This window comes from Pseudomonadota bacterium (assembly GCA_027620075.1).
GTDB lineage: Bacteria > Pseudomonadota > Alphaproteobacteria > Rickettsiales > UBA6187 > 1-14-0-20-39-49.
The window spans coordinates 232,803-258,170 of sequence record JAQCEY010000001.1 but is presented as its reverse complement, the minus strand read 5'-3'; the positions used below and the strand labels follow the sequence as shown (position 1 = coordinate 258,170).

The 25,368-nt window shown below is 38.9% G+C and carries 21 protein-coding genes, 1 tRNA gene and 1 other RNA gene; 13 read left to right on the top strand and 10 right to left on the bottom strand.

Annotated elements, in window-relative coordinates; genetic code table 11:
- From O2942_01410 to O2942_01390, 5 genes are all read right to left on the bottom strand, one after another.
- On the bottom strand, window positions 1-1,053 hold the full coding sequence (locus O2942_01410; GenBank protein ID MDA0780904.1) for a hypothetical protein: 1,053 nt from the start codon (window positions 1,051-1,053) through the stop codon (window positions 1-3).
- Between the two features lie 146 nt (window positions 1,054-1,199).
- On the bottom strand, window positions 1,200-1,328 hold the full coding sequence (locus tag O2942_01405; GenBank protein MDA0780903.1) for a hypothetical protein: 129 nt from the start codon (window positions 1,326-1,328) through the stop codon (window positions 1,200-1,202).
- A 12-nt stretch (window positions 1,329-1,340) separates the two neighbouring features.
- Window positions 1,341-1,757: a hypothetical protein gene (locus tag O2942_01400; GenBank protein ID MDA0780902.1), complete on the bottom strand. Its 417-nt coding sequence runs from the start codon at window positions 1,755-1,757 to the stop codon at window positions 1,341-1,343.
- Between the two features lie 105 nt (window positions 1,758-1,862).
- Window positions 1,863-2,888, bottom strand: coding sequence for a dTDP-glucose 4,6-dehydratase (rfbB, locus tag O2942_01395; GenBank protein ID MDA0780901.1), 1,026 nt, complete (start codon window positions 2,886-2,888; stop codon window positions 1,863-1,865).
- On the bottom strand, window positions 2,885-4,156 hold the full coding sequence (locus tag O2942_01390; protein MDA0780900.1) for a pitrilysin family protein: 1,272 nt from the start codon (window positions 4,154-4,156) through the stop codon (window positions 2,885-2,887). Before O2942_01390 ends, rfbB begins: the two co-directional genes overlap by 4 nt.
- A 131-nt stretch (window positions 4,157-4,287) precedes the next feature.
- Here O2942_01390 and ssb point away from each other — a divergent pair, with 131 nt between their 5' ends.
- From ssb to O2942_01375, 3 genes are all read left to right on the top strand, one after another.
- Window positions 4,288-4,770, top strand: coding sequence for a single-stranded DNA-binding protein (gene ssb / locus O2942_01385; GenBank protein MDA0780899.1), 483 nt, complete (start codon window positions 4,288-4,290; stop codon window positions 4,768-4,770).
- A 325-nt stretch (window positions 4,771-5,095) separates the two neighbouring features.
- Window positions 5,096-8,902, top strand: coding sequence for a filamentous hemagglutinin N-terminal domain-containing protein (locus O2942_01380; protein MDA0780898.1), 3,807 nt, complete (start codon window positions 5,096-5,098; stop codon window positions 8,900-8,902).
- Window positions 8,903-9,143: 241 nt separating this feature from the next.
- Window positions 9,144-10,826 (top strand): hypothetical protein, encoded by a 1,683-nt coding sequence (locus O2942_01375; GenBank protein MDA0780897.1) that lies wholly within the window; start codon window positions 9,144-9,146, stop codon window positions 10,824-10,826.
- Here O2942_01375 and O2942_01370 read toward each other — a convergent pair.
- From O2942_01370 to ffs, 5 genes are all read right to left on the bottom strand, one after another.
- Entirely contained in the window at window positions 10,823-11,446 is a 624-nt protein-coding gene (locus O2942_01370; GenBank protein ID MDA0780896.1) for a transglutaminase-like cysteine peptidase, read from the bottom strand. The two genes, O2942_01375 and O2942_01370, sit on opposite strands and share 4 nt — an antisense overlap.
- Window positions 11,447-11,595: 149 nt before the next feature.
- A complete protein-coding gene (locus O2942_01365) occupies window positions 11,596-12,636 on the bottom strand; it encodes a hypothetical protein (GenBank protein MDA0780895.1) in 1,041 nt (346 codons plus the stop codon).
- 33 nt (window positions 12,637-12,669) lie between these two features.
- A tRNA-Met gene (locus O2942_01360) sits at window positions 12,670-12,746 on the bottom strand.
- A gap of 67 nt (window positions 12,747-12,813) precedes the next feature.
- Window positions 12,814-14,121 (bottom strand): adenylosuccinate lyase, encoded by a 1,308-nt coding sequence (purB, locus tag O2942_01355; GenBank protein MDA0780894.1) that lies wholly within the window; start codon window positions 14,119-14,121, stop codon window positions 12,814-12,816.
- A gap of 71 nt (window positions 14,122-14,192) precedes the next feature.
- An RNA gene (gene ffs / locus O2942_01350) (signal recognition particle sRNA small type) lies at window positions 14,193-14,291 on the bottom strand.
- Between the two features lie 508 nt (window positions 14,292-14,799).
- Here ffs and O2942_01345 point away from each other — a divergent pair.
- From O2942_01345 to radA, 10 genes are all read left to right on the top strand, one after another.
- Window positions 14,800-15,012 (top strand): hypothetical protein, encoded by a 213-nt coding sequence (locus O2942_01345; GenBank protein MDA0780893.1) that lies wholly within the window; start codon window positions 14,800-14,802, stop codon window positions 15,010-15,012.
- 65 nt (window positions 15,013-15,077) lie between these two features.
- On the top strand, window positions 15,078-17,828 hold the full coding sequence (gene polA / locus O2942_01340) for a DNA polymerase I (GenBank protein MDA0780892.1): 2,751 nt from the start codon (window positions 15,078-15,080) through the stop codon (window positions 17,826-17,828).
- A gap of 429 nt (window positions 17,829-18,257) precedes the next feature.
- A complete protein-coding gene (gene rpsF / locus O2942_01335; protein MDA0780891.1) occupies window positions 18,258-18,617 on the top strand; it encodes a 30S ribosomal protein S6 in 360 nt (119 codons plus the stop codon).
- On the top strand, window positions 18,617-18,871 hold the full coding sequence (gene rpsR, locus O2942_01330) for a 30S ribosomal protein S18 (protein ID MDA0780890.1): 255 nt from the start codon (window positions 18,617-18,619) through the stop codon (window positions 18,869-18,871). The genes rpsF and rpsR overlap by 1 nt, the downstream gene beginning before the upstream one ends.
- 19 nt (window positions 18,872-18,890) lie before the next feature.
- Complete coding sequence (rplI, locus tag O2942_01325) at window positions 18,891-19,496, top strand: 50S ribosomal protein L9 (GenBank protein ID MDA0780889.1); 606 nt, start codon at window positions 18,891-18,893, stop codon at window positions 19,494-19,496.
- Window positions 19,497-19,586: 90 nt separating this feature from the next.
- The gene (locus O2942_01320) at window positions 19,587-21,077 is read left to right on the top strand and encodes a replicative DNA helicase (GenBank protein MDA0780888.1); all 1,491 of its coding nucleotides are present in this window, start codon (window positions 19,587-19,589) and stop codon (window positions 21,075-21,077) included.
- A gap of 2 nt (window positions 21,078-21,079) precedes the next feature.
- The gene (gene alr / locus O2942_01315; GenBank protein ID MDA0780887.1) at window positions 21,080-22,156 is read left to right on the top strand and encodes an alanine racemase; all 1,077 of its coding nucleotides are present in this window, start codon (window positions 21,080-21,082) and stop codon (window positions 22,154-22,156) included.
- 8 nt (window positions 22,157-22,164) lie between these two features.
- A complete protein-coding gene (locus tag O2942_01310) occupies window positions 22,165-22,938 on the top strand; it encodes an ABC transporter permease (protein MDA0780886.1) in 774 nt (257 codons plus the stop codon).
- Window positions 22,939-22,979: 41 nt separating this feature from the next.
- Window positions 22,980-23,783 (top strand): ATP-binding cassette domain-containing protein, encoded by an 804-nt coding sequence (locus O2942_01305; GenBank protein ID MDA0780885.1) that lies wholly within the window; start codon window positions 22,980-22,982, stop codon window positions 23,781-23,783.
- Between the two features lie 216 nt (window positions 23,784-23,999).
- Complete coding sequence (radA, locus tag O2942_01300; protein MDA0780884.1) at window positions 24,000-25,367, top strand: DNA repair protein RadA; 1,368 nt, start codon at window positions 24,000-24,002, stop codon at window positions 25,365-25,367.
- The last annotated feature ends 1 nt before the right edge of the window (window position 25,368 follow it).

Genomic DNA, 25,368 nt, shown 5'->3' with positions numbered 1-25,368 from the left:
TTAAAGCCTTGAAAACATGCCGGTTGAATAATTTTTAGCAAGTTGTGAACTTATTACACCTTCCGCAAATTTTGCTATTCCGTTTGTTGACTGAGATTTTCTCACAGGCTCTAGTTCGACTACTTCTTTCTCGTCCGATTTTAAACCTGATTCTATTATAGAATCTATGCCGTGTCCTTTTACAGAGGCTGCCATAGCCCTACCCAAAATTCCCCATTGCGACATAGTTATAGACTTACCTGCCGCTACTTGTTTTTGCGAATCTGATTCGGGTAAAGCTTTAACTTTACCGATAGTATCGCCATCATATAAAAAGTACTTTAAAAAACTATTGTGACCGGTGTAGCTAACTGCTTTTTTTTGATCCTCCTGTTTCATTTTTGAAAATTTAGCTCCAAACGGTTCATATAAATGAAGGTGTACGTCCGATTCTATCCCTTTTTCTTTTAATATCTCAAAGGCCTTATTGGCTTGAGTTGCTCCTGCTGAATGTCCTGAAATTACGATATTTTCAGGCAAGCCGCTATCAGGGTTGGATTGCCGATAGGTTTCTAATGTCTTATCTATAAATTCCCGTAAATTTTTTTCATAGTGTAACGGAAGCTTAGTAACGTGCATAGCAAATGTTCTTCCCCAATCCTGCTCCCTTGTGCCGCCAAAAGCGATACGCAATGAATCCGTGCCTGTTTTTTCTTTTGAGCTTATCGGTTTCTGATTGACTACATAAGACTTGGCATGAAAACCTATCTTATCTACTTGTTCTAATGTCTTTAATTCGTAACTGTTGCCGGTGGTTTTTATCCTATAATCCGTCTTATCACCTCTTTTTACGGAAGAAATGTCCAATCCTTTTTCTTTTAATTCTTCAAAGGTTTTTTTATTAAAATCGGTAATGCCGGTAGTGGTGGCAAGACCGACTCCGTCTAAAATAACATTGTCCTTCTGCTCGGAAGGTAAAATGCCAGTTCTTACCCTATGTCCTGAATTGTGGTTCTTACTAATACTAGAACTTAGAATAAAAGCAGCATTTATTGCTTGTGACGCATATTTCATATTTTACCCCCAAAATAATGGTTATTTATCTGGAAAAATATAGGCTTTGCAGTAAGAGTTGTAATTAACTATATGATATAGTTGCTTTTTATTTGCAACTTGTCAAATGATTTTTTATTGGCATTGCCAATGATGTAAATATATAACTAATAATAGTAACCACTTATTTCCGTTGCAATAGCTACGGTTGTTAAATTTCTAGCAATAAAAACGTCACGTTCTGCAACACCCAAAATTGATAATTGTCTTACCTCTATTGAATGTTGATTTGTCATTTTTTATATCCTCTAATTTTTTAAAATATTTTCTTTTATTTTGTCAGATAATTTTAGAATCTTTTTTTCTGGCTCAAGCATATCTTTGCAATATGGACCTACTCCTCCAAGATAAACGATTAGAGTCTTTCCATTATTTTTTCGCTCTGCTTTTATATTAAGACCACCATTTTCTATTTTTCCTATTTCCATTATTCCATCTTCAAGATTATACACAGTTCTATTTTCGATCCATACTCTTGTACGAGTTAAGTCACGATAAATAGTGCCAATAGAAGATTCTTGAACAATTTTGAATAGATCTTCTGTTCTTATTGATTCAGGAACTTCTATCTTTACCTTAGCAGTAGGAGGAAAGAAGCAACCAATACAACCAGTTTGTAAGAAAACTAACGCACACAAAAGAGTACTACTTATGATTCTACTCACTCTAGACCAATTCTCGCAACCCATCTTATTTTCAAAAATACTATAACCCAAAATATCAATATGAAGTATAAAAACTACATTTAGTTAGCGTTTAGTTCCGCAAATTTAAGCAAGTTTTTTTCTTATAACCTGAGCTTGCCACTTGGTGTTTCTTAGATACCACTGAACAGTTTCTTTTAAGCCGTCCTCAAATTCGTAACTTCTGGTAAATCCGAGTTCATTTGCCGCTTTAGAATCGTCGATAGCATATCTTCGGTCGTGACCTGCTCTGTCTGTTACGAATTTTATTTGCTCTTCGTAACTGCCTCTTGGTTTTGGGGCTAGGTCATCAAGGATATGACATAGCTTTGTGACCAGATAAATGTTGGATTTTTCAGCATTGCCGCCAAAGCAATATGTTTGTCCCGGAATTCCTTTTGTTAATGCAAGGTGGACTCCGTTACAATGGTCGCTTACATGTATCCAGTCCCTGATATTCTCGCCATCGCCGTATATCGGCATATTCTCACCGCTTAATGCACATGATATCATATGTGGTATAAGCTTTTCAGGAAATTGCCTAGGACCGTAATTATTGCTACAATTGGTAACAATAGTAGGTAAACCGTAAGTTTTATGCCACGCAAGGGTCATATGATCTCCGGCAGCCTTACTTGATGAATATGGCGAGCTTGGGTTGTAATTACTATTTTCATTGAATTTACGATCTTCTTTTAATTCCAGCTCGCCGTAAACTTCATCTGTAGAAATTTGTATATAACGGAAATTTTCTTTTTTCTCGCCCTTTAATTTACTCCGGTATCTTCTGCTTTCTTCAAGCAAGGTGTAGGTTCCGTTAATGTTTGTCTGAATAAATATATCGGCGGAGGCTATGGAATTATCAACATGTGATTCGGCGGCAAAATTGACCACCGAATCAATTTTTTTTTCGTTCAGGATTTTATCAACTATCCTTCTATCGCAAATATTACCCTCAACAAATTCATAATTTTTTTGGATATGCTCAAGGTTTTCTATATGACCGGCATAGGTGAGGGCATCTAATATGGTTACATCGTAGCCTCTTTCGAGGCATTGTTCAACAAATGTACTACCTATAAATCCCGCACCGCCGGTTATAAGGATATTCACGCCGCCAACCTTCCGTTTATATCGTTGTAACTTTCAAGTTTATCAAGTTTGCCGATAGCCGCAATAGTGGGCTTTGAAGATGTGATGATTTTTTCCAACACTTCCTTAACGTCCGTTACGGTCGTACTATTCATTCTATCTAAAATTTCCTGATTACTTATATATCTGTTATAGCAAATCAGCCTGCGACCTAGTGCATCCGCACGGTTGTTGCTGCTCTCCTGAGCCATAAGCAGTCCTGCTTTTGCCTGAGCTTTTGCTTTTTTTAGTTCTGCTTCGGTTATATCCGACGTTGCTTTTTTCATCTCATCGCAAACAGCATTTATCAGTTCGTTTATTTTTTCAGGACTTGTTGCCGAATAAACCGTGAATGTTCCTGAGTCAAGATAGCTTGAATTAAAAGAACTTACGCTATACGCAAGCCCTCTATTTTCCCTTATTTCCTGAAATAGCCTTGATGACATTCCGCCACCCAATATACATGATAATAATTGTACTTTATAAACATCTTCATCAAGGTATGATATTCCTTTAAAACCGAAGGTAAGATGCACCTGTTCCAAATCACGTTCTTCACGATGCTCACCTCCGGAATAGTTCGCCGTTTCTTTTTGGGAACGCTTTCCTTTCGGTATATTGGATAAATGTTTCTTTGCGAATTCTACTACCGTTTTATGCTCTACATTTCCGGCAACCGACAGAACAAGGTTTGCACCGTGATAGTGTTCTGATACATAGCCCGTTAAATCATCTCTTGAGAAGTTGGCAACCAGTTTTGAAGGTCCTAAGATAGACCTGCCGAGAGGCTGATTGGAAAATGCGGTAGCCTGATACAGGTCGAAGATAATATCATCGGGAGAGTCGTTAGTCATTGCTATTTCTTGCAATACGACATTCCTTTCCCTTTCTATTTCCTTTTGCTCAAATATTGAGTTTTGAATTATATCGGCAAGAAGATCCGCCGCCTCGTTAAAATTCTCCTTAAGCACTTTAGCGTAATATACGGTATGTTCACGGCTGGTGAAAGCGTTAAGCTGACCTCCGATATTGTCGAAGTCTTCGGCTATCTGCTTTGCGGTTCTGGTGTTTGTTCCTTTGAACGCCATATGCTCAAGAAAGTGAGATATGCCGTTTTGTTCCGGTCGTTCATAACGGCTACCTACTCCGGTCCATATTTCTATAGTAACTGCCTCGGTTTCATTCATCTTCTGGCTGATTATCCTTAGACCGTTATCTAATGTAGTTATATCTACTTGCTCTTTTTTCATTTGGCTCCTTGGTAACTTTAATTTACAGAAGATAAATAATTAAACCCGAATTAACGTTAATTCAAGTTGATTTTATATTTAACGTCTTGTAGGCTTTCGCTGATTATTAATTAGTATCGGTGAGAAGGCTTATGGTAGGTTCAATAAATAAAGTTATTTTGATAGGAAATTTAGGCAATGATCCTGAAATCAGGAGTACGCAGGACGGAAGGGAGTTGGCAAATCTTAGTATTGCTACAACCGAGTCATGGAAAGATAAAAATACAGGAGAACGCAAGGATAAGACTGAGTGGCATAGGGTAGTTATCTTTTCTCCGGGTCTGGTAAATGTAGCTAAAAGTTATTTGAAAAAAGGTTCTAAGGTTTATCTTGAGGGTGCTTTGCAGACACGCAAGTGGCAAGATCAGGGCGGTAATGATAAATATAGCACCGAAGTGGTTCTACAAGGTTTCGGTTCGTCTCTTGTTATGCTTGATGGCAAAAATAGCGGTGGCGGTGGCGGATATTCTAATGATTCATCAGGTTACAGCAATAATAATTACGCAAGCAATAACTCTCCGGCTCAAAAAGAAGATTTTGCCGTTGAGGAGCTTGACGACGAGATACCGTTTTAACTTTGTAGTGTATAGAAATACAATCTTTAAAGCAACACAGGCAGGAATGCCTGTGTTGCTTTTTTGCAACGGTAGTTTGTATAAATTTTCATAAACTTGTGGTTACAAAAAATAAGTTGAAAATTAAATAATTTAAGGATATTAATGCACTTCGTTTAAATGCGGTATTTTCATGTACCTGTTTATAGTGGTAATAATGCCACGTATAATTGGAGCGTTTAAACCTTTTAAAGGACGGTTGCACCAAGTAAGGTTCAGTATTTTGGATAGGTATTCTTCAAATCATAGAATTTAATAATATTTCTCGTAGGGAGTGGTTGTCGGTATGGAAGCTTTAAGGAACGAATTTAGATGGAGAATGGTAAAACGTAAAAAGCAGGTGGTTAATCTATGTGCGGCTTTTGGTTTTGTTCTTTGTTTTGCAGGTGTAAATAATTCATTTGCAGATGTGGTTGCATCTAATGCATTGCCGACCGATCCTGTCACGGTGGAGGGAAGTGCGAATCATACATATACGGACAATAGCCTTAATGTGGGAATGAACACTTCTTTCGTAAAAGACACATATAGTTCGTTCAATATCGGTAGGGACGCACAGGTTAATATTTCAGGCGGTAATACATATGTTGCCAAAGTCCTTGAGGGCGGTGGATTAAGCCATATATACGGACAGCTTAACGCAGCCGGTATAAATGTATTCCTACAGAATAGTTCGGGAATTACTTTCCATGGCTCATCACAGGTTAATGTGGGTTCATTACTTGCGACTACTGCTTCAGATGTTTTAATAAATAGCAGTGATGATTTTAAGACTATAGATTCAGTAAAGTTATCTCAATATGGTGACGCCGCTGTTATTAACGAAGGTAGAATTATAGCTTCTGATGGAGGCTTTGCAGTGTTGGCTGCACCAGAAGTGGTTAATAGAGGTTATATACAAGCTGATTTAGGTAAGGTTGCTTTAATTGGTGCGGTAGCTGCCACAACTATCGACTTTAGAGGCGATGGGCTTATTACGTATGCTTTGTCTGACGAGGCATTTTTAGATAAGGCTAGCGTAACAAACGAAGGAACTTTGCGTTCTCGTTCCGGTTTGATTCACATTGAAGCAAGTGCAGCCTCCGATGTAATCGAAAGTGTTGTAAATCTTGACGGCGTTATAGATGCCGATTCGTTCGGTGAAGGAAAAGACGGTGGAACAGTATTAATATCATCTACGGGAGATATTAACCTTAATGATGTTACTATTTCTGCCGATGGCGGTGTAAACGGTAACGGAGGTTCTGTAGATACATGGGCTGACGGTATTAATAACTTTAGCTCAGATGCGTTCATTAGTGCCAAAGGTGGAACTGAATCAGGAAACGGTGGCACGATAGAGATAAGCGGAACTAATATATCATTAGACGGTGATGTTGATGCTTCCGCTGCCAACGGTGAGGGTGGTGAATTTATAATCGACCCGTTTGCACTAACTATTAAAGACGGTAATGGTCCATCTAATTTTATTAACCCTCTTATCAATACGGTATATGAAGAAAGAGTAGAGTTTTGGTCGGGTCTGGGCTTTGCCGTTACTTTGGATGCAGACTACCTTATAACTTTTGAAGATATAACGGACGGCGTTATATCGGGTGGAGCCGGTGATATTACGCTGAGAACGTTGAAAAATGCCGGCGGTGTATTCTTCCTTGATAAAAATGATAAAATATCAACAACTTCCGGTGATATAACTATTGAAGCAGGGTTGTTAGGTATTGATATAGGTCACCTTGAAACAGGTAGAGATTTAGATGTTTCTCCCGGTAGCATAAACCTTAGTACTTCCGTGACAGGAACTACAAAAGGCGGTCACATTAATACTAAGTCGATTACCGTAGGAGGTGTGACTTCTACAGATAGTACGGATTCGACAGGTGAAGTAAATATTAATGCTCACGGTAATGTTACTATTGACGGTCAGATAAACGTTGCGGTATCTACTACCGGTGACGATTCTAATTCCAATGCGGTTGTTGATATAACTTCCCAAAACGGTGACATTGAAGTTCTAGATGATGTAAACATTGCATCTTCTGCGTCAGGTAAGAATTCTGAAGCGAGTTCGGTTTTAAATATTTCTGCCGATGACGGTAATGTAACCGTAAATAATATCAATGTAGATACTGAAATAGTATCCATGAACCTTTCTTCGGTTAATGGTGATTTATCTTTTGGCAATGTTGATATATTAGCTTCTAACGTTAATGATGCTAATAAAGAAGTTCAATTCTCTGCGGCGGAAGGAAATATTACCGGAGGAAATATAAGTTCTGATGCGGGAGTGCATGTTATTGCGACTGATACCAGTTTGTTAGGGGGAAACGGCAATGTTGACTTAAGCGATATCAGCACTAAAGATTCAAACAAAGCCATAGCTATAAATGCCGACGGTAATGTTGATACTGATATTATTAATGGAAATGCTGCTATTATAGCTAGCGGTGATGTAACGACATCTAATATAATCAGCGGTTCAGGTGTATCAATAGAAGGAAATAATGTTGAAACCGGACATATAATTACTGACTCATCTAGTCAGAATGTTTCTATTATATCTAGTAATGACGTTACTACTAAAGCAGTTTTAGGCAATCTTTTTATAAACGCAAACGGTAATGTTGAAACCGGTAATATTAAAGGTGATGTTGATATCACCGCCGGAAATAACATTACTACAAAAAACATTGTGGGTGCAACCGATGTGTTTATAGATGCAGGTAATGATGTTACCACAGGTAATATTAACAGCACTAACGACACATACATTGAAGCGGATAATAATGTTGTTACAAATAATATTATTACAGGCGATGATTTGGATATAATTGCTAGCAATGATGTTACTACAGCCAATATAGTTAGTGATGATGATGTTTACATTGATGCTTTGGGTAATGTTTTAACTAAGAACATTATAAGCGGTGATGACATATTTATAGGTGCGTCAGGCAATGTTACTACAGATAACATTTTTGCTTTAAATCCATCTTCGGGTAAGGGAGTCGATGCAACTTCAGAAGTTGAAATATATTCATCAGGAGATGTAAACGTTAACGGCAATGTTTTTGCAGGTTCCGCTACAACCGGATTCGGTAATGCCGATACGTTAATCAGCATTATTGCAAATAAAGTTGCTGTAAGCGGCAATGTTACGGCTACTGCCAATTCTGCCTTTGGTGGTTCTGAGGCTATTATTTCCGTAATCGGTTTGAATGATTCTGTTAATATCGGCGGAAACGTATCAAATATTTCTAACAGCTTCGGAGGTGATGCAGGTTCAACTATACTAGTTGCTGCAAATAACGATGTTGCGATAGGTAATAATTTAACTTCTTCTGCCGCAACGGTTATAGGTGATTCTTCCGCATTCGGTATTATAGCGTCCAAAAACGGAGAGGTCGGTATAGCAGGTGATTTAGTTGCGAATGCTAAGACAACTAACGGTGATGCTACGGCAGCTTTAAATGTTAAAGGTGAAAACGGGGTTTTCATCGGAGGCGATATTTTCTCAACTTCAAATACTATTAACGGTGATGCTGCATCATCAATTAATGTTGAAGCCAGTGATAGTAGTGCGGACGTTGATATAATAGGTGCTATTGCTGCAAGGGCGTTTTCAACTAATCAGAACGCTTATGCCGATGTAACTATTACAGCCGGTAGAGATATCTTGTTATCTGCTTTAGTTCCCGACCCTTTGGCTGAAGCTAACGGAGCTTTAGTACAGCAACGCTTTACAGGAACGGATAGCACCGCTACAGGCAACGCCTCTTTGACATTAGATGCAGGTGTTCGAGTAAGGTTCTTTGATGCAAATAACTTTGACCAGTACGGAGTGCATAAAGAAACCGGAACTCCTTACGATCCGAATGGGTTCGATATACATGGGTTTGATATAAACGGGTTCGATATAAACGGCTTCAATCAATTCGGTTTTGATATTAACGGCATACATCGTGACACCGGAACACCTTTCGGCCCTGACGGATATGACCAAAACGGCTTTGATATAGCCGGATTTGACCGAAACGGATTCGATATAAACGGTTTTGATGCAAATGGCTTTGATATTGCGGGCATAACATCGTGATACGGGGACTATTTTTGATCCTAACGGTTTTGATGTAAACGGTAATCCTGCTCCGGGACAGATTGACACTCTGGTTGCTCAATTAGACGGTAGTGATGACGGTCAGAGCAACACAACAGGCGGTAATTCTGCTTTGAGTAACTTAGAGCCTGCCGGTGGCGGTTCGGACGAGTGTGAGTTCATGAACTGTGACGAACCTAACAGTTAATTATAATTTGAAATTTGATAAGAGGAATGCGTTGTGTCTAATAATAAATTAAATATTACGGTTTTATGTGCGAGTTTGTCGCTGGTTACTACGTCAGCGTTAGCACAAGTAGAACGTTTCCCCGGGCTTATCGATAAACAAGTGCCTGATGTTAGCGTTCCCGATTCATATTCACTGGATAAAGAGCCATCTAAGCCTTTAGAAGATTCTCCGGTTCTTGAAAGAATTAAAGATGCTAATAAAGTATTGGCAATTTTAAATTCGATTTCTTTTGAGGGTAATACGGTTATCGGTGATGCCGAGTTACAGGAGGTTGTACAAAAATATATCGGCAACAAGTTTACAAACGGTGACTTGGCGGAGTTAAAGTTCGATATTAAAAAAGCATTTTATGACAGAGGATATATACTTGTTAGAGTTGTTACAAAACCTCAGAATTTTGCTTCAGGTAATTTAACCGTGTCAATCTATGAGGCTAAAGTAGGCGATGTGGTAATTCCTTCAACCGGCGTTATTAAATCATGGTTGGCAAAGCGTATTGCAGGACGTGTTAAAGCCGGTGATGTTGTTGTTGAAAGTGCGTTAGAGTCGATGATAAGCGATATTAATGACTTACCGGGAATCGATGCAAGTGTGAACTTAACCCCGGGCAAGGCTTTCAGCACAACCGACCTTAATCTTATTGTAAATGAAGCCGATGAAGATACTAACAGTATTAGTGTCGATAATTACGGCAGTGAATTGACAGGCGAAATTGTAACCTCTGCTCACCTTGAAAAAAGTAATTTATTCAATTTCGGTGAGAAGCTTAACCTTGATGTTCAAGTTTCTGAAGATGATTTATGGAGCGTTGGGGCAGGGGCTGTTACGCCAATCGGCATAAGCAACATAAAGCTTGAAACCTCTTATATACATAGTGAAAACCAAATCGGCGGCAGGCTGGAAGGCTTGAATGCAAGTGGTGAAACCGATGCTTATAAAGTCGCTTTTTCAAGCAAGTTGTTGAATACAAGAAAACATCAGACTGTTGTAAGATTCGGTTATGAAGACAGAACTCACGAATCATTTCTTTCCGATATAAGGGATACTAAAGATAAATTAAGAAAATTATTTGCCGAGGCTTCTTATTTATTCAGAGGATTTTCAAGCGTTTTCTACGCTACTGCAAAATTATCGAAAGGGTTGGATATATTCGGAGCAAGTGAACAAGGTGATGCGACTGCAAGCCGTTTGGCAGGTGACCCTGAGGCTTGGATATTTGAGCCTGCAATATTAATAAATTCACGTCCGTTCAGCGATAACGGAACTATAAAAGCCGTATTTAGAGGGCAGGTTGCGTCTAATACCCTGCTATCTTCCGACCTGTTTACAGTCGGAGGATACGGTAATATCAGAGGATTCAACGTAGCGAAGGAAGCCGCAGAAGCCGGTTATAGCTTTAATATCGAGTATAACCATGTTATTCCTACTCCTTTGGATAAAGTTGAGTTTAAGGCTGGACCTTTCATTGATGGTGGTGCTGTTTATAACCGTGTTCGTGGAACTTTGCAGGATAGCCATTTTTACAGTGCCGGTATAGGTATTGAGGCTAGGGCTAAAATTGTTCCTGTAGGTGATACTGTGGTTCGCTTTGACTGGGCTCACCCTATAGGAAATTACCGTTCAACTCAGGTTTCTAGTGACACGATATATTTAAAGTTAAAACAGGAATTTTAGATTCTGTGTTTCCACCAGTTTTTTTCATTAATTGAAAAAATCGGCGTATAGTGCCTGACTTCATGGGCTTGTAGTACTTTTGGTATTTCATTATCAAGAAGGTATTGTTTGCCTTCGATATATACTACTAAAACAGAGTGTATGATGTTTTTGAAGGTGTCATTAAGAACTACAATTCTCATGTCTTCACTGTTGATACCGAGCTTTTTTAATAAAGTAAATTTGGCGATTGCATAATCTTCGCAATCGCCACCTTCTTCAAAGAATTGTGTCGGGGTTGCCCAGTAATCTCCCTGACCCCACCTTTCTAAATCCGTTATATATCTGACGCTATTTACCAATCTGTTGACTTTTCTTATCACGGTAAATTTATCATCGTTGACGGTATCTTTTGCTAAATATTCGGTGATTTGATTTATTAGACACTTTTTGTTTTTGACACAAGCGGACTCTTCATCTTGAAAACGCTCAAGCATCTCTATCCACTTGGGGAACTCATTTATATTGCGGCTCTTCCTTTCTGACGAACCAAACAGTTCGGCATACGCAACGTTAGTAAATAATAATCCTAATCCTAATCCTAATCCAAAAAGAGCCGCATTGATTTTAGCTTTAAACATAAAATCCTCTGCTTGCCCCAGAGTCAATATGTATTTTACTATTTATTTATTAATGAATGCTTAATTTGTTATGGTTTTTTGGCAGTGCATTAGTTTCTCAAAAAGAGGTGCGAGGTTATGAATGGTATTTTTCGGGTTTGCTAGAAGCTTTAAGCTGTTAAGCTACGCCAATATTCATTAAACAACGCACCGCATTTTAAATCATTTCTAAATTCAATTCTGGTTTCTTTTAGTTGCAGTGCTTCATAGAGTTCATTGTGAATAACTTCACAATCGCTTTTTGAGATTCCGTATGCGGTAGCAAATATTTTTTTGGCATTGCACTTGTTATCTGGTTTTATAAGCTCTAAGTTTTGTCTATGAAAGGCAAACCCAAGAAAAACAATGATTTCAGCTTCTTGTACGACTGACTGTATTTCACTAATATTCTCAATTTCATGAGTTCGTTCATTGAACGTTTTTATTTGCTCAGAGAGGTTTAATATATCACTTCTTTCTGCCCCAAATGGAACTTGTTGTTTAGTATTAGATTCTTGCCAAGGTAATTTTCCTACACTTCCGTAAGGGTGGAATATTTTTAAGTTCTGCATTAATTGTGATGCGACGTTCGGCTCTAGGCTGTAGTAATTTTGGAGCGATTCGTACAAGTAATGTTCTATACATCGGTCATAGTTAAAGCTCAAAATAGATACGTTGTCAAATATTCCATCTATTTCATTTTGTGAGATATTTTCGGTAAGGATTTTTACAAAACCAGCAAACCAAGTATTTTTTAATTGATCAAAGTCTATTTTTTGTCGCTCGCTGGTATTATAAAATATTTTACTAGAACGTTCGGCTTCTAAGATACTTCTAACTATTCCTAGTTTTCCGCACATCTCAGATAACTTATCATCACGATAAGCATCAAGAACGTTGTCTATTGAAATGCCTTGGGTTAATGCATCACGTAATTTCCAAGCGGCATGTAAGTACGGATTAATATCCCCATTTCGTCCATCCGGTAGTTTTACGTACTGTCTTAATGCTTGAGTTATTTGGTAGTCACCAGAGTCTTGTTGATAGCCTGTTCCTCCAAAACGAATATCAATTTTTTGAGATATTTTATTTTTAAGTGTTTCTCCAATAGGAAGACCTACTTCTTCGCTAGCTCCGGCTCCTAAAATAAAAACAGTTTTTGATCTAAACATGGAAATCTTTTTATCTGGTATCTTGACCAAAATTGGTAGCGGGACAGGGACTTGAACCCCGGACCTAAGGATTATGATTCCTCCGCTCTAACCACCTGAGCTATCCCGCCACAAAAAATTTTTGAGGCACTTATTTAGCCTGAAATTTACAAAATGTCTAGAAGTTTATTTGTAAAATTAACCGAAAACCCGTTCAAATATAGTATCGACGTTTTTGGTGTGAAATTTTAGGTCAAACAGTTCTTCTAACTTACTGTTAGATAGCTTTGCCGTTACTTCATTGTCCGATTTCAGTTCGGTTAGGAAGTCTTTCCCTTCTTCCCAGACTTTCATGGCATTGCGTTGAACAAGCTTGTATGAGTCCTCACGGCTTACACCTTCTTGTGTGAGAGCCAAAAGTACACGTTGCGAAAATACCAGACCGCCAAGTTGATTAAGGTTTTTTAGCATATTTTCAGGATATACAACCAGATTTTCAACCACATTAGTAAGGCGGGCAAGTGCAAAGTCTAAAGTTATAGTGGCATCGGGAGCTATGGCACGCTCTACAGATGAGTGCGATATATCACGTTCATGCCAAAGGGCTACATTTTCAAGTGCAGGATTCACATATCCCCTGATAATACGGGCTAGTCCGGTTAAGTTCTCGGTTAAAACAGGGTTGCGTTTGTGAGGCATTGCGGAGCTGCCTTTTTGCCCTTTTGAAAAGAATTCTTCAGCTTCTAAAACCTCCGTACGCTGCAAATGGCGTACTTCAACGGCTATATTTTCAATTGAACCGGCTATCACACCCAATGTGGCAAAAAACATTGCGTGCCTGTCCCTCGGTATTACCTGAGTGGATATCGGCTCCGATGATAGCCCTAGTTTTTCCGCTACATAATCCTGAATAGTCGGCTGTATGTGGGCGAATGTACCTACGGCACCGGATATGGCACATGTGGCAATTTCTTCCCGTGCGTTGGCAAGCCTTGTGCGGCTGCGTTCCATTTCTTTATAAAAACGTGCGAATTTTAAACCCATTGTAACGGGTTCTGCATGGATTCCGTGGCTACGCCCCATGCAAATCATGTCTTTTGTTTCATAAGCTCGTTTTTTAAGTGCCGCAAGCAGTTTGTCCATGTCGTCAAGTAATATGTCGGCGGCTTGCTTTAACTGCACCGAAAGACAGGTGTCCAATACGTCCGAACTGGTCATTCCCTGATGCACAAAACGGCTGCTTTCCCCTATATAGCTTGCCAAATGGGTTAGAAATGCTATTACGTCATGTTTTGTAACCGCTTCGATATCATCAATGGCTTTTACGTCTTTTTCCGTCCATTCTTTAGGGGCGTTATTCCATATATTTTGAGCGTCTTCTTTAGGTATTACTCCCTCATTTGCCAGTGCATCACAAGAATGAGCCTCGATTTCAAACCATATTTTAAATTTGTTTTCAGGTTTCCAGATGTTAACCATTTGGGGACGTGAATAACGTGGAATCATGTTGTGCCTATAATTTTTTTTATTAAAACTTTTGGTTAAAATATACAAATAGCAAGGAAATGCAAGAAGCTAAAGAAGAGATTGGCAATGACCCGGATAAACAAACTTGTGGCTGCTTCATTTCTGACCTGACCAATTTGGGTAAGCAATCCGCCCACGCCAATCTCCACATAGTTTTTAATTTATTATAAATATATTTACAAGGCTTTTATAAAAACATTTTCTAATATTGAGTATAAAACCTCTGTATAATACGTCATCGCCTGAATTTGTGAAACAAATTATAGGGCGATCTCATGAGATTACCCTATAATTGCCTTTGGCAATTCGGGTAATGACGTATTATGCAGAGGTCTTGTATGACTAAATCTATGTTTAGTTAACGCTTTTATAAAAAAAGCCCCGAAATCTACATGAGAGAGGGGCTTTTTAGTTTGTTAGGGCTGTTAACATCTACCTGAAGGACCCTAACCGGACTCTAGGAAGTTTGAATCAATATGTTTAATTTATCATTAATGTATTAACAAATTGTTAACGTGCTATTTTTTTAAAATAATTTTGACTTTTTAAATTCAAGTGATACTAATTAAGTTAATTATTAATCGATGCTAATTTGCATGACTATGCAATTTCAAGTTGTGGTGTCGTTGTTTGTTGGCGGTATTCTTGGAGGGTTAAATGAGCGATACGGTAGATGTATTTAGAATAGCACGTCTTTTGCTGGAAGAACACGGTGTTTTTGCCGCTGATGAAATAAAAGAAAAAATAAAAGCTTACACCGACGCAGGCGATTATAATGCTACTAAAATATGGTATGAGATTGAAGACGCACTAAAAGAAATAGAAAATTCCTCCGCAAGAGAAACCGAATCTGAAGGTGTTATCAGTTAATATCTGGACTAAAAAAATACAGCTCTTATACTCTTAATAATCAAAAACAAAATAGCGTATTAATTATGAGAGCATTAGATAATATGTCCGAAATTTCTAAAAAAAGTTCAAAAAAACTTATATTAATAGATGGTTACGGCTTTGTTTTCAGGGCGTATCATGCTTTGGCACGGGCTAATATGAAAAGAGCTGACGGAACTCCTGTTGGTGCAGTATTTGCTTTTACTAATATGCTGATAAAAACCATAAAAGACCATGAAACGGATTATATTGCAGTAGTGTTTGATTCGGGTGAAAAAACCTTCAGGAATGATATATATAAGGAATATAAGGCGAACAGACCTCCCGCTCCTGAAGACCTGATACCGCAATTTCCACTTGTCAGGGAGGCTGCGAAGGCACTTAATCTGGCAATTGTTGAAAAGATAGGCTATGAAGCCGACGATTTGATAGCCACATATACTAAAATTGCCAAAGAACACGGTTATGAAGTTATAATCATCTCCTCCGACAAAGACCTTATGCAGTTGATAGGTGACGGTGTGCAGATGTATGACTCCTTAAAGTCCCGTATAATTGATGTTCGGCAGGTTGAAGAAAAATTCGGCGTTAAGCCCGATAAGGTGCTTGATGTTTTATCATTAATGGGGGATTCGTCGGACAATGTACCGGGTGTTCCCGGAATAGGCCCTAAAACAGCCTCCGAGCTTATAAACAGGTTCGGCACTTTAGAAAATGTATTAGAATCCACTTCGGAAATAACGCAGAACAAACGCAGGGAAACCCTTGAAGCGAGTAAACAGCAGGCTCTATTGTCCAAAGAGCTTATAAAACTATGCTATGATGTGCCGGTGGAATCTGAAATTGAGGATTTTGTCGTTAAAGATATAAATAATGAAAATTTGTTGATTTTCTTACGTGAACAGGGATTTAAGTCCCTAATCGCTAAATTTGATAAAGATGGGGTTGGCGACAATAATGCTGCCAATAATGATAATTTAGGCAAGAAAACATCTTCCGAACTGCTAAAGAATGTAAAAGATATAAGCAAATGGCTAAATAAACAGGGTGAAATAAGGGCTTTATCTATTGATGTTATAAATGATGAAAAAACATCGGATTTATTAGGCGTAAGCTTCTGCGTGGAAGGAAAATCCTGTTTTTTCCGGTTTGAAGTGGAAAAGCAGCCTTCACAAACAAGTTTATTCGGTGATGATAATGACAATAAAGCCGACAAAATAGGAATTAACGAGGTCATTAAAGAAGTTAAGGCTTATTTAGAAGATAAATCCATATTAAAAGTGGGGCATAGCTTAAAGAGATTTATCCAGGAGGCTAAGGAATGCGGAGTTGAAGTGCAGCCGTTTGATGATGTTATGATAATGTCATCGACTTTGGAAGGCGGTTTGCACAAGCATGACATAAAAAATATGATTGTAAGGCATTACCCTGAAATTGAAGGTGATTTTGTTGATATTAAAATATCATCGGATATGGAAGATGGTAAAATAATGCATCATTCATGCCTTATATCGGGTGCGTTGTTGTATATCCATAAAACACTAAAAGCGAAGCTGATTAAAGAAAGGCAGACAGCGGCATATTATAGGATTGAGAAGCCTTTGGTAAATGTTTTGGGGCAAATGGAAAGTAATGGCATCAAGGTAGATGTTGCCGTTTTAAATAAACTTTCCGGTGAGTTTGCTAAACAGGCGGCAGAATTGGAATTGGAAATACACAAAATGGCAGGCTGTGAGTTCAACATAGGCTCGCCAAAGCAGTTAGGCGAGGTTCTGTTTGAACAAATGGGGCTAAGTACAGGTAAGAAGTCCAAAAAAAGCGGTGCTTACTCTACCGATGTTCAGGTTTTGCAAGCCCTTGCGGCAGACGGGCATGATATAGCCGATAAAGTATTGCAATGGCGGCATATTAGTAAGATGAAAAGCACATATACCGATTCACTGCCCAAGCAGGTGAAAGAAGACGGAAGGGTGCATACAACCTTTGAGATGGCAGCTACCAGCACCGGAAGGCTTAGTTCCCGTGACCCTAATTTGCAGAATATCCCCATAAGGACTGAGGACGGCAGCAAAATAAGACGTGCATTTGTAGCAAAAGAGGGGTGCAAGCTTATTTCTGCCGACTATTCACAAATAGAGTTGCGGTTATTGGCACATATGGCGGATATGCCTGTTTTACAGGACGCTTTTAATAATAATCTTGATATACACGCCGCTACGGCAAGTCAGATGTTCAAAGTTGATTTAAAAGATGTAGATAGTGATTTAAGGCGTAAGGCAAAAACGATTAATTTCGGCATTATATATGGTATTAGTGCGTTCGGTTTGTCGCAGAGGCTCGGAATCCCAAGGGGTGAGGCGGCGAAATATATTAAACAGTATTTCGAACAATATCCGGGCATTGAAGCGTATATGAAAAAAACCGTTGAATTTGCAAGAGAACACAGCTACGTAGAGACAATATGGGGACGAAAATGCTTTGTAAACGGCATAAACGATAAGAACCCTGCACTAAGGCAGTTTTCCGAGCGTGCTGCTATTAATGCCCCGTTGCAAGGCTCCGCTGCCGATATTATAAAAAAAGCAATGGTTTGCCTTAATGACGAAATTGCGGAAAAGAGTTATAAAGCAAGCATTTTGCTACAGGTGCATGACGAGCTGCTTATAGAAGTGGCAGAAAATGAAGCTGAAAAAATAGCCAAGCTTACGAAAGATATAATGGAAAATGCGGTTAGTATATCCGTTCCGGCTTTAGTAGATGTAAATATCGGTAATAACTGGAATGAAATCCATTAATGCCATTTTTTGCGGCAGATATTTATTATAAGCAAAATGATAAAAAACTTTATCAGGAAAAATATAATCTGACTGACGAACTCCCTGCTTGTCATTTTCAAGTCACCCCACTCAAAGCCGCTTGAGAAAAGTATGTATAGGCTATGCACGAAAAAAACAAATGTCGTGCCGAGTATGAGTAGTATGAATGTTTTTTTTATTATATTCATAGCGGGATTTATATTAACAAATTGAACCTATAGATAACTGATAAAATAAAAACAATATTTTAAATAGCAAATATTTTTATTGTATTGTTATATTAATAACTGTCATTTTTTTATATAAAATGTCGATTTTTAGTAAATCTATGCTTGCATATTGAGTAAAAGTATGTATTTTGCTACTTCGCTTAATTTTAAGCCAACGTATTTTTTGGAGAGAATAAGAATGCCTCTATATGAGAATACTTTTATTGTAAGACAAGACATGTCTACACAGGAAGTAGATAAATTAACGGAAACGTTTTCTAAAGTCGTCAGCGACAATAAAGGTAAGATAGTTAAAAAAGAGTATTGGGGTTTGCGTAACCTAGCTTATAAAGTGAATAAAAACAAAAAAGGTCACTATGTGCTATTGTCGGTCGATGCCGAGTCTCCGGCTGTGGACGAGTTGCAAAGGCAGCTTAAGCTAAGTGAAGATGTTATCCGTAACCTTACGGTTAAAGTTGATGAGATTTCTAAAGAGCCTTCTCCGTTGATGGGCAAGAAATCTTTTGCTAAGAAACCAATAAAAAGAGAGAGTGAATAATGTCTGAAGCTGCAGGTAACGTTCCTTTGGTAAGAAATGTGTTTTTCCGTCGTGTGAGAGGGTGTCCTCTTTCAGGTGATGAAGCACCGAAAATAGATTATAAAGATGTTGAGCTTCTGCAAAGATATATTTCTGAGCGTGGTAGGATTACCCCAAGCCGTATATCATCAATTTCTCTAAAAAAACAAAGAGAATTGGCAAAAGCAATTAAACGTGCAAGACAATTGGCATTGTTGCCGTACGTTGCACAATAATTAATTTAGAGGAATTAACATGGAAGTAATCCTTTTAGAGCCTGTCAATAAGCTCGGTAATGCAGGTGATATTGTTGAAGTAAAGAACGGTTATGCTAGAAATTTCCTTATACCGCAAGGAAAAGTATTGCGTGCGAACAATGAAAATAAAGCTGAATTCGAAGCCAGAAGAGCCGAGATAGAAAAGCAAAATAAAGTTAAACAAGATGCTGCTGAAAAAGAACAAGCTAAGATTAACAATAAGTTTGTTGTGGTTGTAAGGCAGGCGGGTGAAGACGGTCGTCTTTTCGGTTCTGTAAGTGCAAAAGATATTGCCGATGTGTTGCAAGCCGCTTACGGTGTGGAAGTAAAAAGAAATCAGATAAATCTTAACAAGCCTATAAAATCTCTCGGTATATTTACTGAAGATGTAGTTATTCACGGTAATGTTATAGCAAAAGTTAACATTAACGTTGCCAGAAGTGAAGAAGAGGCAAAAGATGCTGAAAAAGAATTTTTGAACCCTTCTAAAAATGACGAGCATAAAACAAGTGCTGAAAAAGCTGAGAAAAAAGGCAAAAAGGCAAAATCTTCCGATAGTGATGAGGCTTTAGCTGAAACTGATGAGGCTAAATCAGAAGAATAAAGTGCTTATAAAATAAATATTAAAAGGTCGGGCGTAGGCTCGACCTTTTTTTATGGATATTTGTAGAAATAATATCTATAAGTATATATTATGAAAGTGCGTGAAGAAATCAAAACAAAAGATGAAACAGAGTCGATACAATATCGACAACCACCGCATAATACCCAAGCGGAGCAGGCGTTGCTCGGTGCTATCATAACAAATAACGATGCCATAAATAGGGTAGGGGAATATTTGCGTCCCGAACATTTTTATGAGCCTGTACATCAGAGAATATATGATGCCATTTTAAAATTCATAGACAGGGGAACAATCGCCACACCTGTTACATTAAAGAATTTTTTTGATAAAGATGAAGCGTTAATAGATGTTGGAGGTGCGGAGTATCTGGTGCGTCTTGCCGGAATGTCCGTAGCTATAATCAATCTTGAAGCTTACGGAAAGATTGTTTATGACCTTGCAGTCAGGCGTAATCTGATAGAAATCGGTGCGGATATTGTAAATGACGCATATGATGAAAATATAGAAAGGCAAGCTAAAGACCAGATTGAGGCGGCTGAGCATAAACTGTTTAATCTTGCGAGCGAAGGCACGGGAGAATCAGGCTTTCAGGCTTTAAAAGTCTCGCTAATTGAGGCTATTAATAAAGCTGATGCCGCATATAAAAGGACGGAAAGTTTAAGCGGAACAAGCACAGGTTTTATTGATTTGGATTCACTGCTTGGCGGGCTGGCTAATTCGGATTTGTTAATACTTGCCGGACGACCTTCAATGGGTAAAACTGCGTTCGCTATAAATATGGCAGTAAATGCAGCTAAGTATTTATTGGAAAATCATACGGACGAAGAAACAAATGCACCGTCTATCGGCTTCTTCTCACTTGAGATGTCATCGGAGCAATTGGCAGCCAGAATGATAGCCATGGAGTCGGGTGTAGATTCATCAAAAATGCGTACCGGCAATTTAACTGATGATGAGTTTGCAAGACTGGTTCAGGGAAATAAAAAACTACATAAGCTACCGTTCTTTATGGACGATACGCCGGCATTGTCGATATCCGCTTTAAGAACGAGAGCTAGAAGGTTGAAGCGTAAGCATAATCTAGGCTTGTTGATAGTAGACTATTTGCAACTTCTAAAAGGCAGTGCCAAATCATCGGAGGGTAACAGGGTTCAGGAGGTTTCGGAAATAACGCAAGGTTTAAAAGCGGTCGCTAAGGAGTTGAATATACCTGTAATTGCTCTTTCGCAGTTGTCACGTGCCGTTGAGCAGAGGGAGGATAAGCGTCCTCAGTTGTCGGACTTGCGTGAATCGGGAAGTATTGAGCAGGACGCAGATATTGTGATGTTTATTTACCGTGAAGCGTATTATGAAGAAAGAAAAAAACCGTCAGATAGCGAAACTGAAAAAATGTCACAATGGCAGGCAAGAATGGAATCGTGTCAAAATGTTACGGAAATAATAATTGCCAAACAGCGTCATGGACCTATCGGAACGGCTAGGCTTTTCTTCAATGCTAATACTACTAAATTTGAAGACTTGGCTGAACATTATTCCGCATCTGATTCGTATACGGGGTAGTTGTGTCGCTTTTATATTCTGGTTCTACTCTAAAGATTAATCTTAATGCTATCGCCGAGAACTATTCTATTTTAAAAGAGAAAGCCGGCGGTAAGGAAATAGCAGCCGTTGTAAAAGCGAATGCTTACGGACTGGGCGTTGAAAAGGTTGCACCGGTTCTAAAAGATGCAGGTTGTAAGCTGTTTTTTGTGGCAAATCTTGATGAGGCACTGGAACTTAGGAAAATACTTCCCTCTAGTGATATAGCCGTATTAAACGGGGTTATAAAAGGGCAGGGCAAATTCTTTGCCGAAAATAATATAAGTCCGGTTCTTAATTCCATGGAACAAATTGATTTATGGTCTAAAACCTTTAATCAAAAACCTTCAATGATACATGTTGATTCGGGAATGAACAGGCTGGGGATACCGATTAATGAATATGAACAAGTTATAAAGAGCGGTAAGCTCGAGAAATTAAATGTCAAGTTGATATTAAGTCACTTAGCCTGTGCTGATGAAAAGAAAAACACTAAAAATGTCGAGCAGTTGAATATTGCAAGGAAAATAAGGGAGTTGACTCCTAATTTTAAAATAAGCTTCGCTAATTCATCGGGGATATTTTTAGGCAAAGACTATCATTTTGATATTGTCAGACCCGGTATAGCACTTTATGGAGGAAATCCCGTTCCCAATAGCCTGAACCCCATGAAAAACGTTGTGGAAATTACTAGTAATATATTGCAAATACGCAATATTGACAGTGAGGAAACAGTCGGCTATGGTGCAACCTACATATTAGATAAAGGTTCAAAAATAGCCACATTGCCTATCGGCTATGCGGACGGTTATTTTAGGATATTCGGTAATAGATCCTATTGTGCAATAAACGGAAAAAAAATTCCTGTGGTAGGTCGTGTATCAATGGACTTGATTACTGTTGATATTACCTCTATTAAAGACGAGATTAATGTTGGTGACGAAGTAGAAATTCTGGGAGCTAATGTAAAGTTGGACGAATTAGCGGAACTTGCGGAAACTATTGATTATGAAGTGCTGACATCACTTGGAAGCCGCTACAAGAGGATTTACACAAATTGAGGTTTTTTGTGAATATTTTACAAATAATAGGACGAATCTTTCTTGATTTCCTTGAGGCTATCGGTGATGTAGTAGTGTTTGCTATACGCACGATATTTCATATAATTACGCCTCCATACTATCCTAAGGTTCTTTTGAAATATGTAGTTATTATAGGCTATTATTCCCTGCCCGTAGTAGGTCTTACGGCTATATTCACCGGAGCGGTTCTTGCATTGCAAAGCTATACCGGCTTTTCTCGTATGAACGCGGAGGATTCTATAGCTACGGTAGTGGTGATAGCTATTACAAGGGAGCTTGGTCCTGTGCTTGCCGGTTTGATGGTGGCGGGGCGTGTGGGTGCGGCTACCGCAGCGGAAATCGGAACTATGAAGGTGACCGAGCAGATAGACGCATTGGTTACTTTGTCCACAAATCCATTTAAATATCTTATCGCCCCAAGGGTGCTTGCAGGCGTGATAACTTTGCCGTGTCTGGTGTTAATTGCCGACATAATCGGGGTATTCGGAGGGTATCTGATAGGAGTAAATAAACTTGATTTTTCATCAGGTAATTATTTGAGAAGTACATTCTCGATATTAGAGCAAAAAGATGTTATAACAGGTCTAATCAAAGCGTCTATTTTCGGTTTTATAATAACTTTGATGGGTTGTTACCACGGTTATAACTCCAGAGGCGGTGCAAACGGAGTAGGTATAGCTACAACTAATGCGGTTGTTGCAGCTTCAATGCTCATATTGTTTTCTAATTACTTTGCTACGGAGTTTTTCTTTACAAAATGATAAACAAAATGAACCCTGTACTTAGAACTATAAAAAGCTATATGCGTCCCAAGAAGACGCAATCACGTACGCCTTCCGATGTGAAAATAAGGCTTCGTAACGTCCATAAAAACTTCGGTGAAAAGAAGGTTTTGCGTGGAGTTGACCTTGATATCCATAAAGGTGAATCATTGGTGGTTATAGGCGGTTCAGGCAGCGGCAAGTCTGTGCTTATAAAGAATATTATGGGGCTGATGGAGCCGACAAGGGGAAGTATAAAAATAGACGGTCAGGAAGTGGCTCATTTCAGCTCAAGGGAGCGAGCTATTATGATGGAGCGTTTCGGTATGCTATTTCAAGGCGGTGCGTTGTTTGACAGTATTCCTGTGTGGAAAAATATATCATTTGCCATGATGCAATCTAAAAAAGTGAATAATGCCGAGGCTTACGATTTGGCTGTTGAAAAGCTAAATAGCGTCGGTCTTGGAGGAGAAGTTGCAAAATTGTTTCCTTCGGAGTTATCGGGCGGTATGCAAAAACGTGTAGCACTTGCAAGGGCTATAGTCCATAATCCTGAAGTTATTTTCTTTGATGAGCCTACTACGGGTCTTGACCCTATTATGGCAGATGTGATTAACGACCTTATAATAAAGTGTTCCTCGGAACTTGGTGCGACAACATTCACTATTACGCATGATATGCATTCGGCTAAAAAAATAGCCGATAAAGTAGCGATGATATATGAAGGAAAGATTATCTGGCATGATAGTGTTAAGAACCTTAACTCATGTGATAATGAATATGTGCAGCAATTTATTAACGGTCGTGCAAAAGGACCTATAAAAATGAAGCTTCAGGATCATTAGAAATGCTGTAAATTTGAATTTAGTTTACGTATTATACTATAGGAGCCTCTTCAAAAGGGGGCAAAAGCTCCCTTTCCCTTTGGGAGAGGGGACTAAGATTTGGGCTTTACAACCTTTTGCATAGGCTTTTATAATTCTGATTTGTTTACTAAGCAAATTCGTAGAATGACGAAATCTATTTGTATAGAAAGAATTTTAAATATTTAAGTTAGTTAAATGGCAAAAAGTAATACATCATTTATCTGTCAGGAGTGCGGTACCGTCCATAAAAAATGGTCGGGTATGTGTTCCGGCTGCAATGCTTGGGATTCTATAGTTGAGGAGGTGAATGAAGGTTATTCTTCCCTGTCGATGAAGAAAGCCGGGCAGAAGATAGAGTTTGTACCTTTATCGGGAAAAGCTACAGATGTTGAGCGAGGCAGTACGGGTATTTCCGAGTTAGACAGAGTCTTAGGCGGCGGTCTTGTTAGCGGTGCGGCTATTTTAATAGGCGGCGATCCCGGAATCGGTAAGTCTACATTAGTATTGCAAACCGTTTCGGCTATTTCATTATCGGGTGTAAAAACAGCCTATATTACCGGTGAGGAATCTGTCGATCAGGTGAGATTAAGAGCCAGAAGACTGGGGCTTAATGAATCGCCAGTAAACCTTATGTCGGCAACTAATGTTAAAGATATAATCGCAAGTATTAATTCGTCTGAAAAACCTGATGTGGTTGTTATTGATTCTATCCAGACAATGTTTATAGAGGAAATGAGTTCGGCTCCGGGAACGGTTTCGCAGGTTCGTTCTTCCGCACATGAGCTTATCAGCTTTGCCAAGAAAAAGAACATTACCATGCTGATAGTAGGTCATGTTACTAAAGAAGGGCAGATAGCCGGCCCTAAAGTATTAGAACATATGGTTGATACCGTTCTTTATTTTGAAGGGGAAAGAGGGCATCAATTCCGTATATTGAGGGCGATAAAAAACCGTTTCGGTGCAGCAAATGAAATCGGTGTTTTTGAAATGTGCGAGAAAGGACTTGTTGAAGTGCCTAACCCTTCGGCACTGTTTTTGTCTTCGACAGGCGGCAAGATGAGCGGTTCTACCGTGTTTGCCGGAATGGAGGGAACAAGACCGGTGTTGCTGGAAATACAGGCGTTAGTGGCTTCCACCCCCGTGCCTACTCCAAGAAGGGCGGTTGTTGGGTGGGACTCGAACCGTCTTGCTATGATAATTGCCGTTTTACAGACGAGATACGGCATTTTTCTGGCGGATAAAGAAATATATCTGAATGTTGCAGGCGGTTTAAAAATAAACGAGCCTGCTGCCGATTTGGCCGTTGCGATTGCCCTTATATCGTCATTTGTTAATAAACCTTTACCATATGAATGTGTTATTTTTGGTGAACTGGGTTTATCAGGTGAAGTCAGAATGGTAGGGCAGTCGGATATAAGGCTCAAAGAGTCGAAAAAGTTAGGTTTTGCAAGTGCTATTGTTCCTGATGGAGTTAAAAATCAAAATAACTCCTTTATTTTAAAGCAAATCAGGCATATAAGAGAACTTGCGAGTTTTTTTGAACAAGAAAAGCAAATTGCATAAG

Coding starts and splice junctions, on each gene's coding strand:
- radA (MDA0780884.1), top strand. CDS start 24,000: ATGGCAAAAAGTAATACATCATTTATCTGTCAGGAGTGCGGTACCGTC.
- O2942_01380 (MDA0780898.1), top strand. CDS start 5,096: ATGGAAGCTTTAAGGAACGAATTTAGATGGAGAATGGTAAAACGTAAA.
- rpsF (MDA0780891.1), top strand. CDS start 18,258: ATGCCTCTATATGAGAATACTTTTATTGTAAGACAAGACATGTCTACA.
- rplI (MDA0780889.1), top strand. CDS start 18,891: ATGGAAGTAATCCTTTTAGAGCCTGTCAATAAGCTCGGTAATGCAGGT.
- polA (MDA0780892.1), top strand. CDS start 15,078: ATGAGAGCATTAGATAATATGTCCGAAATTTCTAAAAAAAGTTCAAAA.
- O2942_01320 (MDA0780888.1), top strand. CDS start 19,587: ATGAAAGTGCGTGAAGAAATCAAAACAAAAGATGAAACAGAGTCGATA.
- O2942_01390 (MDA0780900.1), bottom strand. CDS start 4,156: ATGAAAAAAGAGCAAGTAGATATAACTACATTAGATAACGGTCTAAGG.
- O2942_01305 (MDA0780885.1), top strand. CDS start 22,980: ATGCGTCCCAAGAAGACGCAATCACGTACGCCTTCCGATGTGAAAATA.
- rpsR (MDA0780890.1), top strand. CDS start 18,617: ATGTCTGAAGCTGCAGGTAACGTTCCTTTGGTAAGAAATGTGTTTTTC.
- ssb (MDA0780899.1), top strand. CDS start 4,288: ATGGTAGGTTCAATAAATAAAGTTATTTTGATAGGAAATTTAGGCAAT.
- O2942_01365 (MDA0780895.1), bottom strand. CDS start 12,636: ATGTTTAGATCAAAAACTGTTTTTATTTTAGGAGCCGGAGCTAGCGAA.
- O2942_01405 (MDA0780903.1), bottom strand. CDS start 1,328: ATGACAAATCAACATTCAATAGAGGTAAGACAATTATCAATTTTGGGT.
- purB (MDA0780894.1), bottom strand. CDS start 14,121: ATGATTCCACGTTATTCACGTCCCCAAATGGTTAACATCTGGAAACCT.
- O2942_01370 (MDA0780896.1), bottom strand. CDS start 11,446: ATGTTTAAAGCTAAAATCAATGCGGCTCTTTTTGGATTAGGATTAGGA.
- O2942_01410 (MDA0780904.1), bottom strand. CDS start 1,053: ATGAAATATGCGTCACAAGCAATAAATGCTGCTTTTATTCTAAGTTCT.
- O2942_01345 (MDA0780893.1), top strand. CDS start 14,800: ATGAGCGATACGGTAGATGTATTTAGAATAGCACGTCTTTTGCTGGAA.